Genomic DNA, 17,162 nt, shown 5'->3' on the forward strand with positions numbered 1-17,162 from the left:
GGACTCAAGTGCTGCGCATTATGTCTTGGACGGTCTCGGCGTCGCAATCTACGATCTGCTCAACGGTCACACCGACCCAGACACCTGCGAGGACAATTCAATGAGCTTGAAAGACAAACTGCCCGGCCAGCTCGGCTTCGGCACCGCACCGCTGGGCAACATGTTCCGCGCCATCCCGGAAGACGAAGCGCAAGCCACCGTGCATGCTGCGTGGGATGCCGGCGTGCGCTACTTCGACACCGCGCCGTTCTACGGCTCGGGCCTGTCGGAAATCCGCTTGGGTGAGGCGCTTAAACAGTACCAGCGCGATGACTATGTGCTCAGCACCAAGGTCGGCCGAGTGATTCTCGATGAAGTGGAAGATGCAGCCGCTCGCGATCTGGGCGAAAAAAGCGGCGTGTTCGAACACGGTCGCCCGAACAGGATCGTCAACGACTACAGCGCTGACGCCACGCTGCGCTCGATCGAACACAGCCTCAAGCGCCTGCAGACCGATCGCCTCGACATCGTCTGGGTCCATGACATCGCCCAGGACTTCTATGGCGATCAATGGCTGGAATACTTCAATCAGGCCCGCACCGGCGCGTTCAAAGTGCTGACCCGACTGCGCGAAGAAGGCGTGATCAAGGGCTGGGGCTTGGGTGTGAACAAGGTCGAGCCGTGCGAACTGACGCTCGACCTGACGGAGGCGAAACCCGATGGCTTCCTGCTTGCCGGGCGCTACACCTTGCTCGATCACGAACGTGCGCTACAACGTCTGATGGATTCGGCACGGGCGCAGAACGTCGAGATTGTGGTCGGCGGCCCTTACAGCTCGGGGATACTGGCCGGCGGCGCGCACTTCGAATACCAGAAGGCCAGCGCGCAGGTCATCGCCAAAGTCGAGCAGATCAAACGTATCGCCGCTACTTTTAACGTCGATGTAAAAGCGGCAGCCCTGCAATTCTCGCTGGCCAATCCCGCCGTTGCTGCGGTGATTCCGGGTGCGAGCAAACCGGGGCGCATTGCTGAAGATGTCGCGGCATTGTCGGCGCTGATTCCCGCCGGTTTCTGGCAGGCCATGCGTGACGCAAAACTGGTGTCCGAACGTGCACCGTTGCCTATCGATGAGGTGAAAGCATGAAAATAGATCTGAGTGGAAAACTGGCGATCGTCAGCGGCAGCACCGCCGGAATTGGTCTGGGCATCAGTCAGTCGCTGGCCGAAGCCGGCGCCACGGTGGTGGTGATCGGGCGCGAAACGGCCAAGGTCGATCAGGCGCTGGCGAGCATTCGGCAGAAGGTGCCGGGTGCGCAACTGCGCGGTCTGACGGCCGATCTGGGTACCGCCGAGGGCGCGGAAAAATTGTTCGCCGCCGAACCCCGTGCGGACATCCTGGTGAACAACCTGGGGATTTTCGACGCGGTGGATTTCTTCGACACGCCGGACAGCGAGTGGACGCGCTTCTACGAGGTCAACGTGATTTCCGGCGTGCGCCTGTCGCGCCATTACGTGCCGGCAATGGTCGAGCAGGGCTGGGGCCGGGTGATCTTCCTGTCTTCGGAATCCGGCGTGGCGACTCCGGCCGACATGCTCAACTATGGCGTGACCAAAAGCGCCAATCTGGCGGTTTCCCATGGTCTGGCCAAACGTCTGGCTGGCACTGGCGTGACGGTCAATGCAATCCTGCCGGGGCCGACCTTCACCGATGGCCTGGAAAACATGCTCAAGGACGCCGCTGCCGAGTCCGGTCGCAGCCTGCGCGATGAGGCCGACGCCTTTGTGCGCAAGGCGCGTCCGACCTCGATCATCCAGCGCGTGGCCGATGTCGCAGAAGTCGCGCATCTGGTCACTTACATCGCTTCGCCGCTGTCCTCGGCCACCACGGGCGCGGCCCTGCGGGTCGATGGCGGCGTCGTCGACAGTATGGCGATCTGAACCCGAACTCTTCTGGAGAAACCTTTATTTATGGCAACTGCATCAGCAACGATCGACATCCCGGCCTCGGCCGATCAGGTCTGGCAATTGATTGGCGGCTTCAACACGCTGCCGGACTGGCTGCCGTTCATTCCCAAGAGTGAGCTGAGTGAAGGCGGACGCGTGCGCACCCTGCAAACCGCCGATGGCGGCGTGGTGATCGAGCGTCTGCAAGCGTTCGATAACGGCGCAAAGACCTACAGTTATTCGATCGAACAGGCGCCGTTTCCGGCGACTGATTACCTGGCGACGATCAAGGTCGAAGCCCAGGGGCAGGGCGCCCGGGTGACGTGGTCGGGACGCTTCAACGCCAAGGGCGTGAGCGATGAGGAAGTGGTGGCGCTGTTCAGCGGCATCTATCAGGGGGGCCTTGAGGCGCTGCGGGCCAATTATCCGGCCTGATCTGACAAAGATCTGAATGTGGGAGCGGGCTTGCTCGCGAATGCGCAGGGTCATCCAATAACGATGTCGAATGACCCGACGCCTTCGCGAGCAAGCCCGCTCCCACAGAGGATCACATTGTTTTCAGGACCACGGATTGTAGGAGTGAGCCTGCTCGCGATAGCGGTGAGTCATACAACAAATATGTTGGCTGATTCACCGGCATCGCGAGCAGGCTTACTCCTACATTGCATCGCGGTGATTCTCAGGACTGCGAGATCAAACTCTGTCGACAATCCAGCACCAGCTTCGCGCCCCCCAGCTCACTGCTGCCGACCTCAAGACTGAAGCCATGCAGACTGACAATCGCCGCCACAATCGACAGACCAAGGCCAAAACCACTCTGCGGTTGCCCACCCTCGGCCCGATAGAAACGCTGAAATACCGCCTCACGCTCGGCCTCGGGGATCCCCGGTCCGGAATCGTGGACCTCGATTCGCGTATGCCCGCCATCATTCACGCCACGCAAAATCACCGTGCCGCCCGCCGGGGTGAACTTGATCGAGTTGCTCAGCAGATTCGCCAGCGCCTCGAACATCAACGCCCGGTCGCCGTTCAACGGGGGCAGGGTTTCCGGCATGTTCAGCACGAACAGCAGTTCGCCTTCCTCGGCCAGTGGCAGGTAGAACTCATGCAGTTCTTCGAGCAGTTGCACCGGATCGAGCTCGACAAATCCTGAGCGCCGTTGACGGTCTTCGAGCTCGGAAATCCGCAGCAATCCGCGAAACCGCGCCATCAGCGTATCCGCCTCGGCCAGCACCAGATCCAGTTGCGCCGCCTCCTGAGAACCTTCACCGGCCTGTTGCTGCATGCGATACAACTGCGCGCGCAAACGCGTCAGCGGGGTGCGCAAGTCGTGGGCGATGTTGTCGCACACGCCTTTGACTTCATGCATCAGCCGTTCGATGCGATCGAGCATGGCGTTGACGATGGCGGCGAGCATGTCCAGTTCGTCGCGGCGGTTGGACAGCGGCAAGCGGTGAGTCAGGTCGCCGGCCACAATCGCCTGGGCGCTGTCCTGAATCGCCCGAATCCGCCGCATCGGACGACGGCGCAGCAGATGCCAACCGGCAATCCCCGGCAGGATCGTCAGCGACACACCCCAGAACAACGCGTGCAGAATGATCCGCGTCACGGCGAACAACGAACCGTTATCGCGCAACAACACCAGCCAGCGACCGTCGCGGGTCTGGGTTGCCACCGCGTCGCAGCTGTCGGCGGGCAGGGTCGGGTCGTCGGAATCGGCGCAGTCATCCAGGGTGTGGATCTTGCCGTCCAGCGGCAGGCCTTCGGGCAACTGTTGCAAGGCACCGCCGAGGTACACGCCCTGGGCGTCGAACAGGCCATAGGCGTCGATACCGCGGATGTCGAAGGTCATGCTGGCAGCGAGTGCTTCTTCCAGTTGCTCACCGCGAAAGTGCGAAAACAGATGCTGACGTTGCATCAGCGAATGCTTGGCGAGGTTGTCGAGGTAGCCGGAAACCTCGAAATACATGACCCCCATGAGGATCGCGCTCCAGGCCACGAACAGCGAACTGTACAGCGCCAGCAACCGGCTGCTGGAGGAACGCCAGCCGTCAGACGGGTTCGGCAATGACATAACCCGAGCCCCGTACCGTGCGAATCAGCGGGACATTGCCGGCCGCGTCGATCTTCTTGCGCAGACGACCGATGTGTACGTCGATCAGGTTGGTGCCCGGGTCGAAGTGATAACCCCAGACTTCTTCGAAAATCATCATCCGCGACAGGATCTGGCCACTGTTGCGCATCAGGAATTCCAGCAGCTTGTACTCGGTCGGCAGCAGCGTCAGCACCTGCTCGGCGCGGCGCGCTTCGTGGCTGATCAAGTCCAGTTCGAGGTCAGCGACCTGCAACGTAGTGGCCTGAGTGGCGACGCTGTTCTGGCGGCGCAGCAGCACCTCTACGCGCGCGGCCATCTCGTCGGTGGCGAACGGTTTGGTCAGGTAGTCATCGCCGCCGGCACGCAAGCCGCGCACACGTTCATCGACATCGGAGAGCGCGCTGATCATCAGAATCGGCGTGGCCACGCCCATGGTGCGCAGCGTGGTAACGATGGCCAGACCATCGAGTTCCGGCAGCATGCGGTCGAGGGTGATCAGGTCGTAGTTGCCGCTGACGGCACGGTCCAGGCCTTCGCGGCCATTGTCGACCCAATCCACTTCCAGGCCGTGGCTGCTGAGTTCGGCAACGATTTCACGGGCAGTCACGGCGTCGTCTTCGATGGTCAAAATACGAGTCATAGAGCAGGCCTTGATCGGTTCAAACGGAATGGCAGCATTTTGCCAAGTATTTTCCGTAACGCTTTAAATTAACTTTCATGTTTTAGCCGCCATTTGCCAAGGCTGCGGAATTATTTTCGGGAACATTGATATCATCTGGCCATAATTTCCAACAGGAGTGGTTCAGTGCGTACTTTTATTCGCCGTGGCTGGATGCCAATTACCGGTTTGTTGCTGGTGCTGCTGAGCACCGCAGCCCTGGCCGCCAATACGCCGTGCTCCGGGAAGAAGGGCGGTATCGATCGCTGCGACGGCGATCTGTTCCTGTGCAATGACGGCTCTATCAGCGGCTCGAAGAAAAGCTGTGCCGCCCTGTTCGGAATCAAGGGCCAGGCACGTCCTCAGCAATTTCTGCAGAGTGACGATGGCTGCACCTGCGGTAGCGGCTCTTTCTGCACCGGCCCGCGTGGCGGGGTGTATTGCCTGACACCCAGCGGGAACAAAAGCTACAAGCGCAAATGACAGCCCTTTGTGCCAATGCATAAAACCCGCTGCTTTTAGCCTGTTATTGCAAATTGCACGGTCTTAGGAAGTTCATTCTTTTTAACTGATTGAAATATAACGATTTATTTAAAGTTGGCACATGGCACGGTCGCTGCAATTCCTCTGATGACGAGTTGTAACACCATTATTCATGCCTGGAGCACTACAACAATGAATAGATCTTCTGATGGGTTTTATTCTGCCTTCGAAGGAGAGTCGAGCAACGTGTCAGGCGTGTCCTGGGGCGCGATCTTCGCGGGCGCAGCGGCGGCCGCAGCACTGTCGATGATTTTGGTGCTGCTTGGGTTCGGTTTGGGATTCTCTGCCGTTTCACCTTGGGCCGGAGAGGGCGTCAGCGCCAAGAGCCTGGGGATTTCCACGATTGTCTGGCTGGCGGCGACGCAAATCATTGCCTCGGGTCTCGGGGGTTACATCGCCGGTCGCTTGCGCGTGAAGTGGGCCAACATGCACGGTGATGAAGTGTATTTCCGTGATACCGCCCATGGCTTCCTGTCCTGGTGTGTTGCCACATTGGTCACAGCAGTGCTGGTGATCGGCTCGGTCAGCAGTGTGATCAGCGGTGGCGTTCAGGCCGGTGCCAGTGTCGCCGGTGGCGCAGCAAGTGCGATGACTCAGGCTGCCGGTACCGCAGCGGCCAACACCGACAGCAATCAGTACGGGTATTTCATCGACAGCCTGTTCCGCGATGATCGTCCGGCGTCCGTCAGTGATGACGCCGCCCATGGCGCTGTGGCCCGGATCTTCGCTCAGAGCCTGGCCAATGGTCAGCTCAGCCCTGAAGACCGTACCTACCTCGCACAACTGGTCGCGCAACGGACCAACCTGAGTCAGGCCGACGCCGAGAAACGTGTCGATGACGTGTATGCCCGTACTCAGAAAGCCATCGCCGATGCCAAGGTCAAGGCTCAGCAAGCTGCCGATACCGCCGCCAAAGTCGCTGCCTGGACTTCGCTGTGGACATTCATCGCGCTGTTGGCCGGTGCGTTCTTCGCCAGCCTCGCCGCCACTTACGGCGGTCGTCGTCGGGATGCGGTGGAGTACGTCGAAGTCGAGACCTATACCGCCACCACCACACTGCCTCCAGTTCGTTAAACAAGGAGAATCACCATGCGCTCTCTACTACTGTTTTTCCTCGGTGTGCCGATCCCGATCATCATCCTGATCGCCCTGTTCGTACACTGATCCAGATGCTCTATTGAGGTTCATGCCTCGGCCGCTTTCACTTCACGGTGAAAGCGGCTTTTTGCTTTCCGGGGTTCAACAAGGCGAGAATTGGCGGCTGGAGCTCAACGCTTCATCCCGGGATCTCTCTACTTAAGGAAAAGCACGTTGGACAAGAAGGAAATCAAACGTCAGGCAATGCAGATGCTGGAGGCAGGGCGCTCGAAAACCGAGACCTTCAAGGCGTTGTCTGGTGGTGTGGTCAAGGACAAGGTGCTGGCCTACTGGATCGGCTCACGCCCGGATCCGCAATTGCTCGAGCGGCATGCCGGCAAAATCAAAATACTGCTCGGGCTGATCTACGCGCAGGCGTTGTTCGGGCTGGTGGGCGGCTATTTTCTGGGACTGACGATCAGCGCCGGTTTTGCAATCGTCCTCGGATTGCTCGCCGGGGGGATTTCGCTATTGTTCGCCTGGGGTTTTTATCGCAACTCGGCGCAGACCTACACCGTGTACACGTTGCTGTCGATCAGCCAGGTGCCACAGATGTTCAAGGATTACGCCGAAGACCCGGTGTCGGTGATCATCGGCGTGGTGACGACGCTGGCCATGGTGTTTTTCGTGGCCTGGGTGAAAAACCTGCTGTTTCCCGACCTCGGTTTCATGGGGTCGAAGAAGATCAAGGGCCAGTTTGTCTTCTCCAACTGAATCGTTGAACAATCCGACCACTTTCACTGGCCTGGATCAATATTCGCGTTTGTAACTTCCCCTAACGTAAATGTTCCAGGCCTTTGCTGAGGTTTGAACTACAGTGCTTCACGCGCACTTTGCTGCGCTGACGAAGTACCCGCGAGCCCGCCTGTAATCGAACAATTAAACGGGCCGCACGGTGTAGAGCAGCAAGGAGCTGACGCAATACCTTCCCCCTGAACCTTTTCACGGATGAACTTCGTAATGCACTGCCTAGAACGCACTTTCGATATCCAGCCCCTGACCAAGGCGGATATGACCGTCCACATCAATGGTCAACCGGTGACGGCGGCCATTGGCGAAACCGTCCTGAGCGTTATCCAGTCCCTTGGCGTGCGCCAGGTCGCACGCAACGACCATGGCCAGATCAGCGGCGCCTACTGCGGCATGGGTGTGTGCCAGTGCTGCCTGGTGAAAATCAACGGTCGCCACAAGCGCCGCGCCTGTCAGACCGTGGTGCGCGACGGTATGCAGATTGAAACCCAGGTCAACCGCATCAACGAGCAGGAGGTCGTATGAGCCTGCAACCGGTGATCGTCGGCGGTGGTCCGGCGGGGATGGCGGCGGCCATTGAACTGGCTCGCCACGGTGTGCGCTGCACCTTGCTCGAAGAAGCCTCGCGCCTTGGCGGCGTGGTCTATCGCGGGCCGCTGCGTGACGGCGTGCAACTGGATTATCTGGGGCCGCGCTATTCCGAAGCCCTGAACAAACTGCACGGTGATTTCCAGGAGCAATCCGGGTTGATCGATGTGCGCCTCAATCACCGCGTGGTCGGTGCCGAAGGCACCCGTGCGCTGGTGGTGCTCGACAGCGATGAGCAACTGCACGAGATCGCGTACCCGCAATTGCTCCTGGCTGCCGGTTGCCACGAGCGCAGCGTGCCGTTTCCCGGCTGGACCCTGCCGGGGGTGATCATGCTCGGCGGCCTGCAACTGCAAATCAAAAGTGGCGTGGTCAAGCCGCAAGGGCCGGTGATCATCGCCGGTACCGGGCCGCTGCTGCCGCTGGTGGCGACGCAGTTGCACGCGTCCGGGGTCAAGGTCGCGGGTGTGTATGAAGCCTGCGCCTTCGGCAAGATCGCCCGTGAAAGCCTGGCGCTGTTGAATAAACCGCAGCTGTTCCTCGACGGTCTGAGCATGCTCGCGTACCTGAAACTGCACGGTATCCCGATGAACTACGGCTGGGGCGTGGTCGAAGCGCACGGCGAGGGCGAGCTGAAGAGCGTAACTGTCGCGCCGTATTCGGCCAGTTGGGAACCTGATCTGACTCAGGTCGAGCGCTTCGAAGCCCAGACCCTGGCGGTCGGTTACGGCTTCATCCCGCGCACGCAACTCAGTCAACAGATGGGCCTCGATCACGGTTTCAGCGACGACGGCTACCTGCGCGCCAACTCGAACAACTGGCAGCAAAGCAACGAGCCGCACGTGCACCTGGCCGGCGACATGGGCGGGATTCGCGGTGGTGAAGCGGCGATGCTCGCCGGCAAGATCGCGGCGACCTCGATCCTGCTGCAACGCGGGGTGATCGAAGAAGAACTGGCGCGGGTACGCCGCGACCGCTATCTGGGCAAACTCAAATCCATCGTGCGCTTCCGTGCGGCCGTCGACCGCTACACCGAACGTGGTGTCGGCCAGACCGCTTTGCCGGCCGCCGATACGGTGATCTGTCGCTGTGAACACGCGACCCGCGCCGACATCGATCTGGCGCTGGAGCAGGGCGTGCAGGACATCGCCAGCCTGAAAATGCGCACCCGCGTCAGCATGGGCGATTGTCAGGGACGGATGTGCGTCGGTTACTGCAGCGACCGCCTGCGCCAGGCCACCGGGCGCAAGGACGTCGGCTGGCTGCGCCCGCGCTTCCCGATCGATCCGATTCCTTTTTCCGCGTTCCAGTCCGTCGGCACGGAGGCCACTTCCCATGAGTAAGTTCTACGACGTGATCATTGCCGGCGGCGGCGTGATCGGGGCGTCTTGCGCCTATCAATTGTCCAAGCGCGAAGGTCTCAAGGTCGCGCTGATCGACGCCAAGCGTCCGGGTAACGCGAGCCGCGCTTCGGCCGGTGGCTTATGGGCCATCGGCGAGTCAGTGGGGCTGGGCTGCGGGGTGATTTTCTTCCGCATGATGTCGGCCAACCGCAAGCGCGAAACCCAGGGCGCGGCGGTGGCGGTGGACGCCAGCACGCCGCACATCCTGCCGGAGTCGTTCTTCGATTTCGCCTTGCAGTCCAACGCGCTGTACCCGGCGTTGCATCGCGAGCTGAAAGACAAGCACGGGATGGATTTCAAGTTCGAAAAGACCGGGCTGAAGTTCGTCATCTATGACGACGAGGACCGGCTCTACGCCGAGCACATCGTCAGTTGCATTCCGCATCTGGCCGATCAGGTGCGCTGGCTCGATCAAGCGGCGCTGCGCGAGGCAGAGCCGAGCGTCAGCCACGAGGCCCGGGGGGCGCTGGAGTTTCTCTGCGATCACCAGGTCAGCCCGTTCCGTCTCGCCGATGCCTACATGGAAGGCGCGCGGCAGAACGGCGTCGACATCTTCGTCAACACCAACGTCACCGGTGTGTTGCACCACGGCAGCCGCGTGACTGGCGTGCAGACGGCCGAGGAGGGCGTGTTCCACTGCAAGACCCTGATCAATGCTGCTGGTGCCTGGGCGGCGGATTTGAGCGAATGGGCCACCGGTGTGCGGATTCCGGTGAAACCGGTCAAGGGCCAGATTCTGCTGACCGAGCGCATGCCGAAAATCCTCAACGGCTGCCTGACCACCAGCGACTGTTACGTGGCGCAGAAGGATAACGGCGAAATCCTGATCGGCAGCACCACCGAAGACAAAGGCTTCGACGTCACCACCACTTACCCGGAAATCGCCGGACTGGTGCAGGGCGCGGTGCGTTGCTTGCCGGAACTCAAGGACGTCAATCTCAAGCGAACCTGGGCCGGGTTGCGTCCGGGTTCACCGGATGAGCTGCCGATCCTCGGGCCGATGCGTGGGGTGGAGGGTTACCTGAATGCCTGCGGACACTTCCGCACCGGCATCCTGACTTCGGCGATTACCGGGGTGCTGCTGGACAAACTGGTCAACCACGAAGCGCTGCCGCTGGATATCACACCGTTCCTGGCGGACCGGTTTGAGACTGCACCGGTCAAGCAAGAGCGTGAATTGGAAATGGCCTGAGCCCATCCACAATCCCTGTAGGAGTGAGCTTGCTCGCGATCGCGGTGTGTCAGTAACAGAGAGGGCTACTGATAGATTGCAATCGCGAGCAGGCTCACTCCTACAATTGGAGTTGTGGTGATTTCAGGCCTTGCGCGCTTCCTCTTCCAGTTGATCCGACTCGAACAACCGCGCCAGCTCCGCCCGGGCTTCCTGGGCGGTCTGCAGGACTTTGGCGGCATCGTCGTAGACCGCGTGCTGGGCTTCCAGCACCTGTTCGTCGTGGTGCTTGAATCGCTTGATCCGCGCATCGGCCTGGGCCTGGGTCAGACCGAGGCCGACCAGCGTGCGGCGGCTCATCTCCAGACTCGAATAGTAGGTTTCCCGAATCGGCTCGGCGCCGACATCGACCAAGCGGTGTACGTGCTGACGGTTACGTGCGCGGGCGATGATCTTCATGTGCGGATACAGTTTGCGCACGATCTCGGCCGTCTTGATGTTGGTCTCCGGATCGTCCGTGGCAATCACGAAATACTCCGCCTCGCCGACCTTCGCCGCATGGAGGATTTCCGGACGCATCGGGTCGCCATAGAACACCGGCACACCGCCAAAACTGCGCGACAGCTCGATGGTTTCCACCGACGTGTCCAGCGCTACGAACTTGATGTTCTGCGCGCGCAGAATCCGCGCCACGATCTGGCCCATCCGACCCATGCCGGCGATCACCACGCGCGGAGCCTCGGTGTCGATCTCGCGGAATTTCTCCGGCACCTCCACCGGCTGCACCTTGGGGCTGACCAGTCGCGCACAGATCAACAGCAGCAACGGCGTCAACGCCATCGACAGGGTGATGGTCAGCATCAGCAGGTCATACAGGCGCGGCTCGAACAGGCCCTGATCGCGCCCGATCTTGAACACCACAAAGGCAAATTCACCACCCGCCGCGAGCACGATACCGAGGCGAATCGCACTGACCTTGGTCAGCCCGCCGGCCAGACGCCCGACCACAAACAGCAGCGGCAACTTCAAACCGATCAGCAGCAGCGTCAGGCCCAACACGGTGATCGGTGCGCTGAGCAGCAGACTGAGGTTGGCGCCCATGCCGACGCTGATGAAAAACAACCCGAGCAGCAGGCCCTTGAACGGCTCGATCTGCGCTTCCAGTTCATGCCGATATTCCGAATCCGCCAGCAGCAGGCCGGCGAGGAAAGCCCCGAGCGCCATCGACACGCCGACCAGATCCATCAGCCACGCCGTGCCGATCACCACCAGCAATGCGGTGGCGGTGGAGACTTCCGGCAGACCGGTTTTTGCCACCACGCGAAACACCGGGCGCAACAGATAACGTCCGCCGACCACCACCACGGCGATCCCGCCGAGCACCTGCAAACCATGATTGAGGCTTCCCGCGCTGCTGGTTTCGTGGCCGCCGCCAGCGAGCATTGGCACCAGTGCGATCAACGGGATCGCGGCGATGTCCTGAAACAGCAGAATCGCAAACGCCAGCCGCCCATGCGGGCTGGTCAGTTCCTTGCGCTCGGCCAGGCTTTGCAGGCCGAAAGCCGTGGACGACAGCGCCAGGCCAAGACCCAACACAATCGCACTGTTCAGTGGCTGACCGAACACGTACAACGCCAGCACGCCGATCACCGCCGCCGTCAGTAGCACCTGCGCCAGGCCCACGCCGAATACCGACTTGCGCATCACCCACAAGCGGCGTGGCGACAGTTCAAGGCCGATGATGAACAACAGCAACACCACGCCCAGTTCCGAGATATGCGCAACGCTCTGCGGATTGCCGATCAGGCCGAGCACCGACGGGCCGATGATCACCCCCGCCAACAGATAACCGAGCACCGCGCCCAATTGCAGACGCTTGGCCAAAGGCACGGTGAGCACGGCTGCGAAGAGAAACACGACAGCAGCTTGTAACAGGTTGCCTTCATGGGGCATGGACTGACTCCTGACAGCGATACGGCGGGGGTGACAAGGATAAAGGCTGACTTACTGCCACACCACAAGCACTGTCGGGCAGCGATTCTGTAATCAATGTCTTTTTTAGCGCTAGAACGGCTTGGCATCGGTGAGCGTCAGGCGCCTTGAAAGTTGTTGCACGGGCAAAGGCGCTTTTCCTGTTATCCGCTTATGTAAAGTAATACTTTGGTCTTAGAGTGCGCGGGCATGATATTGCCGAGCCATTGCGTGACTAACCGATAATTGCTGGCGATGGACGAAGTTTTGCATTGAGCAATCGATTGAAGAGTGACCGTGTGTTAATTCAAAAGTTGGACAGCTGATTCGATACTGTAAAACCTGGAGCGCCGTGCCACGGACAATGCACTGTGATGATTGCGTGAACCAGATAGTTCATATTCTGCGATTTACCATTAAATGTTTGTTACAGCGATTGACAAGGTGAGCGCTCCGAACCTACTATTTTTTGCCCGAGATGCTGGCCGTTTTATAACGGCCGTAATAAAGCGACCAGGACGGTCGTGTGAAGTTTTCATAAGGAATGAAACTTTGTATCTGGATTCCATTGGATCGGAACCGCTTCGATTTCGGCTCGATCAGCTCGTCCCCGGCATTTGCCCGGGAGCAGCTCAGGATCGTGCAGCGGCTGAAATCGCGACGTCATTGTCACGTCGTCAAAATCATGACAATCATTCGATAGAACCCCGGGAATTCGTGGGTTCAGCCGAGAACATCTCCTTTTCAAAAAGCCGAAAAGCCCCTGTGCACTCGCTTGTTTTCCAAGCCGCAGGTGACGCATTCGGCCGTGCGGGTCTGTGCGTTGAAAGTAAGGTTTTCACAAGGATTTGAGACTTTTTACTTGTATTTGATGGGGCAGTAACTCAAGTCAATCATTTTGTGGTTAACAACTGTTTGCGTGGTTTCCATAACTATCGCCTGTGCAAAATGGCGAGGCTGAGTTGTGCTTGCATTGGTGAACATACAAGTAGGTTTAAAGTAAAGTTTTCATAAGGAATTGAAGATTTGTACCGGGTTCTGCGCTGACTATTAAGAAAGATTGAAATAACTCGATGTGTTCCCGAGATGTCGCGGAACCGTGCGAGTGCGTCTTTCTGCGCGTCTGGTCAGGTATTCATATCGCCCGAATCACCGTCGTGTTGCGGTCGAAAGTTTTGATGCAACCCTCTGCTGTAGTGCGCAAATAAGCACATTCAATGTGAAGTTTTCATAAGGATTTGAAACTGTGTACTTGGATTCCATTGATTCAGAACGTCAACGCCTGCAACCCGACAAACTCGCCGCTGATGAGGCGCAAACCACCTTGTCGCGGATCGAAAACTATGACAGCCGCTCGATGTACTGCCGGGAACACGCGCAGCCCAACGAGCGCATCTTTCTCAGCGGCCAGCAGGCCCTGGTGAGATTGCTGCTGTCCCAGGCTGCCCTTGATCGATCCAACGGCATTCGCACCGCGGGATTCGTCAGCGGTTATCGCGGCTCGCCGCTGGGAGGCGTGGACCGCGAGCTGGTCAAGGCCCAGAGCGTTCTGGAAAACGCGAACATCCGCTTTCTGCCGGCGATCAACGAGGATCTGGCGGCAACGGCCCTGATCGGCACCCAGCGCGTCGAAACCGATCCGCAGCGTCTGTATGACGGCGTGTTTGGCATGTGGTACGGCAAGGGCCCGGGCGTCGATCGATCCGGCGACGCGATCAAACACGGCAGTTCCTATGGCTCGTCGCCCAACGGCGGGGTACTGGTGGTTACCGGCGACGATCACGGTTGCGTGTCCTCGTCGATGTCCCACCAATCCGACCGCACGCTGATGGCCTGGGGCTTGCCGGTGATTCACCCGGCGGGACTGGCTGACTACGAACGCTGCGGCCTGTGGGGCTGGGCGCTGTCGCGTGTGTCCGGTTTGTGGGTGGGTTTCAAGGCAATCACCGAGACGGTCGAGGCAACGACTTCGGTTGAGTCCTCGCCGCTGCCCGAATTCGTTACCCCCGAGATCAATCCGGGACCGGACGGTCTGCACTGGCGCTGGCCGGATCTGCCGGGCATGCAGATCGAACGGCGCACCGCTTTCAAGTTCGATGCCGCCCGGGCCTTTGCCCTGGCCAACCCGATCGACACGGCGGTCACCGCGCCGGCACAACCGACACTGGTCATCGCTGCGGTCGGCAAGGCCTATGGCGATGTACGCCAGGCCTTGCAGCAATGCGGCATTTCCCTCGAACAGCTGGAAAATGCTGGCGTTGCACTGCTCAAGATCAACCTGGTTTATCCGCTGTCGCCGGTGCTGGACGCCTGGACCCAGCGGGCCGGCAAGGTGCTGATCATCGAAGAGAAGCAGGCAATCGTCGAAGAGCAGCTCAAGCAGAAGTATTACAACGCTGCCCACGACCAGCGTGCGGTGATCATCGGCAAGACCGACGAAAACGGCGCAGCGCTGATCTCCGATCACGAAGAGCTGCGCCCGTCGCGCATCGCCGCACTGCTGCAGCAGCGCCTGCCAGCTCTGGGGATCGAACCGAGCCTCCCGGATTTCTGGCTTACGCCCTGCGTTTCGCGGGTTGAAGACTGGATCCGCCGCACGCCTTATTTGTGTTCGGGTTGCCCGCACAACACCTCGACCCAGGTGCCCAAGGGCAGTGAAGCGCGGCTCGGTATCGGCTGCCATGCCATGGCCGCACGCATGCCCGAACGCTCGACCACCGGCAGCGTGCAGATGGGCGGGGAAGGAGTCGACTGGCTGGGGCAGGCGCCGTTCGTGCAAACCCCGCACATCTTCCAGAACATTGGCGACGGCACTTTTTTCCACTCCGGATTCCTTGCGGTACGGCAGGCTATCGCGGCCGGCGCGACCATCACCTACAAACTGCTCTACAACGACGCGGTGGCCATGACCGGCGGCCAGCCTATCGACGGCAAGCTGACGGTGAAAAAAGCCGTCGAGCTGCTCAAGGCCGAAGGCGCCCAGCGAATCGTGGTGGTGGCGGACGACCTGCAACGCTATCAGGCGCATGACAGCCTGCCTCAGGGCATCGAAGTGTTTCACCGGGAAAAGCTCGAGCAAGTGCAGCAGCAGTTGCGCGATACCCGTGGCGTCAGCGTGCTGATTTTCGATCAGGTCTGCGCGGTCGAAGGGCGTCGACGCAAGAAGCAATTGCCGGCGCCGTTGGTGAAGACCGAAGTGGTGATCAACGAAGCGGTCTGTGAAGGCTGTGGCGATTGCCAGGTCAAATCCAACTGCCTGTCGGTGATCCCGGTGCAAACACCGTTCGGCGCCAAACGCCGCATCGATCCGCACTCGTGCAATACCGATCTGTCGTGCATCAAGGGGTTCTGCCCAAGCTTCGTGACGGTGACCGGCAAGCCGCGGCAACGTCCGCGCAAACTGGCCGACAGCGCCGAAGTGCTGGCGTGGGCCGAAGCGCTGGCGCTGCCGCAGGCACCACGGTCGCTCGACAGGCCGTATGAAATGCTTCTGGCCGGTGTCGGCGGTACCGGCGTCGTGACCGTGGCGCGGGCCATTGCCATGGCGGCCCACCTCGACGGCCGCGCCGTCAGCGTGCTCGATTTCACCGGGTTCGCGCAGAAGGGCGGTGCGGTGTTGAGCCATGTGCGTCTGGCCGGTCATGCCAATGCGCTGCACCAGCACCGCATCGATATCGGCGGCGCCGACCTGCTGCTCGCGGCCGATCTGGTGGTGGCCAGCGAAGACGATGCACTGGCAACGCTGCGGCGGAAAAAAACCCTGGTCATCGCCAACAGTGCGCTGACCCAGACCGGCGCGATGCTGCGTAACACGCAACTGAATATTGAAACCGACGCGATACAAGCGTTTTTGAAAGAGAAGGTCGGCGCCGAGCAGTTCCACAGTCTGGACGCCGGGCAGTTGGCGAACGCACTGGTCAGCCCGCTGCAGGCCAACATGTTGTTGCTCGGTTACGCCTGGCAGAAGGGCACGGTGCCGGTGTCGCTGCCGGCACTGCAGAAGGCCATCGATCTGGCCGGCAGCGCCGCTGCCAACCATCTGGCTTTCGCCTGGGGACGGTTGTGGGCGCAGGACTCGGCGTTTGCCGCGCCTTATCTCGATCAGCCAGTGGATGCCGTGTCGACGATTGCGATCCGCGACATCAGCGACATGCGCGGTCGCCGCGAAAGCCTTGAGCAACTGATCGACAACCGCAGCGAGTTCCTGACGGCCTATCAGAACGCAGCGTATGCGGCGCGTTATCGCAACGTCATCGAGCAGCTGCGGGCGCTGCCGGCGGCCGGTGATGAGAGTGCCTTGACCGAAGCAGTGGCACGCAACTTGTTCAAGCTGATGGCCTACAAGGACGAGTACGAAGTTGCGCGGCTGCTCACCACCCGCAGTTTCACCGACTCGCTCAAAGCCCGGTTCGACGGTGGCATTCGCCTGAAATTCCACTTTGCCTTGCCGCTGCTGCGCAAGAAGCAGGAAGGCACCGGCGAGCCGAAAAAGGTCGCTTTCTCCGGCTGGATTCTGCCGCTGCTGAAAGTGCTGGCCAAGGGCCGAGTGTTGCGTCACACCCGGTTCGATCCGCTGGGCTTTTCCGCCGAGCGCCGCGAAGAACGCCGCTTGCTGAGTGACTACGAGCAAAACCTGCAGCGCCTGTTACCGAAACTGAACTCGGACAACCTGTCGGCGTTCGTCGCATGGGCGAACCTGCCGGATTCGATTCGCGGCTACGGCCACGTCAAGGAGCGTTCGATCGCGGCGGCACGTCTGCGCGAGCAACAACTCATTGAACAGATTCTGGCGGACAAACCGGTCATTCACGGTGTCGAGTCGTGGCAGCCATCCACCGTCATCGCCAGGCAACTGAGCGCAGAAGAGGAACGCGACGTGATGGAAGCCTCCTGACGGAGGCTGGCGCCAGCCCCGCACAAGAA

General features: G+C 60.4%; 13 protein-coding genes. 10 read left to right on the forward strand and 3 right to left on the reverse strand.

The window, feature by feature from the left end; genetic code table 11:
* Positions 1–100 precede the first annotated feature (100 nt).
* Genes V9L13_RS03455 through V9L13_RS03465 form a run of 3 tightly spaced genes read left to right on the forward strand, consistent with a single transcriptional unit; the run spans position 101 to position 2,358 of the window.
* Positions 101–1,123: an aldo/keto reductase gene (locus tag V9L13_RS03455; protein ID WP_338801478.1), complete on the forward strand. Its 1,023-nt coding sequence runs from the start codon at positions 101–103 to the stop codon at positions 1,121–1,123.
* Positions 1,120–1,917: an SDR family oxidoreductase gene (locus tag V9L13_RS03460; protein WP_103484697.1), complete on the forward strand. Its 798-nt coding sequence runs from the start codon at positions 1,120–1,122 to the stop codon at positions 1,915–1,917. Before V9L13_RS03455 ends, V9L13_RS03460 begins: the two co-directional genes overlap by 4 nt.
* Before the next feature lie 30 nt (positions 1,918–1,947).
* Positions 1,948–2,358, forward strand: a complete 411-nt coding sequence (locus tag V9L13_RS03465; RefSeq protein WP_338801479.1) for an SRPBCC family protein — start codon at positions 1,948–1,950, stop codon at positions 2,356–2,358.
* Between the two features lie 244 nt (positions 2,359–2,602).
* Here V9L13_RS03465 and V9L13_RS03470 read toward each other — a convergent pair whose 3' ends face one another.
* Both V9L13_RS03470 and V9L13_RS03475 read right to left on the reverse strand, forming a co-directional pair.
* Positions 2,603–3,997 carry a HAMP domain-containing sensor histidine kinase gene (locus V9L13_RS03470; RefSeq protein WP_045122392.1) on the reverse strand — a complete coding sequence of 465 codons (1,395 nt, stop codon included), beginning with the start codon at positions 3,995–3,997 and terminating at the stop codon, positions 2,603–2,605.
* Positions 3,975–4,658, reverse strand: coding sequence for a response regulator transcription factor (locus tag V9L13_RS03475; RefSeq protein ID WP_003223938.1), 684 nt, complete (start codon positions 4,656–4,658; stop codon positions 3,975–3,977). Before V9L13_RS03475 ends, V9L13_RS03470 begins: the two co-directional genes overlap by 23 nt.
* Before the next feature lie 165 nt (positions 4,659–4,823).
* On the opposite strand from V9L13_RS03475, the gene V9L13_RS03480 reads away from it, so the two are divergent.
* The 6 genes from V9L13_RS03480 (at position 4,824) to hcnC (ending at position 10,289) form a co-directional block, all read left to right on the forward strand.
* Positions 4,824–5,159 carry a hypothetical protein gene (locus tag V9L13_RS03480; RefSeq protein WP_338801480.1) on the forward strand — a complete coding sequence of 112 codons (336 nt, stop codon included), beginning with the start codon at positions 4,824–4,826 and terminating at the stop codon, positions 5,157–5,159.
* 192 nt (positions 5,160–5,351) lie between these two features.
* Positions 5,352–6,293 (forward strand): hypothetical protein, encoded by a 942-nt coding sequence (locus V9L13_RS03485; protein WP_338801481.1) that lies wholly within the window; start codon positions 5,352–5,354, stop codon positions 6,291–6,293.
* Positions 6,294–6,530: 237 nt separating this feature from the next.
* Positions 6,531–7,070, forward strand: a complete 540-nt coding sequence (locus V9L13_RS03490; RefSeq protein WP_103520252.1) for a hypothetical protein — start codon at positions 6,531–6,533, stop codon at positions 7,068–7,070.
* Positions 7,071–7,316: 246 nt separating this feature from the next.
* Positions 7,317–7,631, forward strand: coding sequence for a cyanide-forming glycine dehydrogenase subunit HcnA (hcnA, locus tag V9L13_RS03495; protein WP_338801482.1), 315 nt, complete (start codon positions 7,317–7,319; stop codon positions 7,629–7,631).
* Complete coding sequence (gene hcnB / locus V9L13_RS03500) at positions 7,628–9,037, forward strand: cyanide-forming glycine dehydrogenase subunit HcnB (protein WP_338801483.1); 1,410 nt, start codon at positions 7,628–7,630, stop codon at positions 9,035–9,037. The genes hcnA and hcnB overlap by 4 nt, the downstream gene beginning before the upstream one ends.
* Positions 9,030–10,289, forward strand: a complete 1,260-nt coding sequence (hcnC, locus tag V9L13_RS03505; protein WP_338801484.1) for a cyanide-forming glycine dehydrogenase subunit HcnC — start codon at positions 9,030–9,032, stop codon at positions 10,287–10,289. The genes hcnB and hcnC overlap by 8 nt, the downstream gene beginning before the upstream one ends.
* 123 nt (positions 10,290–10,412) lie before the next feature.
* Here the strand turns inward: hcnC and V9L13_RS03510 are convergent, their stop codons facing one another.
* Positions 10,413–12,221, reverse strand: coding sequence for a monovalent cation:proton antiporter-2 (CPA2) family protein (locus V9L13_RS03510; protein WP_338801485.1), 1,809 nt, complete (start codon positions 12,219–12,221; stop codon positions 10,413–10,415).
* A gap of 1,264 nt (positions 12,222–13,485) precedes the next feature.
* Here V9L13_RS03510 and V9L13_RS03515 point away from each other — a divergent pair.
* Positions 13,486–17,133: an indolepyruvate ferredoxin oxidoreductase family protein gene (locus V9L13_RS03515; protein WP_338801486.1), complete on the forward strand. Its 3,648-nt coding sequence runs from the start codon at positions 13,486–13,488 to the stop codon at positions 17,131–17,133.
* Positions 17,134–17,162 lie beyond the last annotated feature (29 nt).

The sequence above is a fragment of the Pseudomonas sp. RSB 5.4 genome, from assembly GCF_037126175.1.
Classification (GTDB): Bacteria; Pseudomonadota; Gammaproteobacteria; order Pseudomonadales; family Pseudomonadaceae; genus Aquipseudomonas; species Aquipseudomonas fluorescens_H.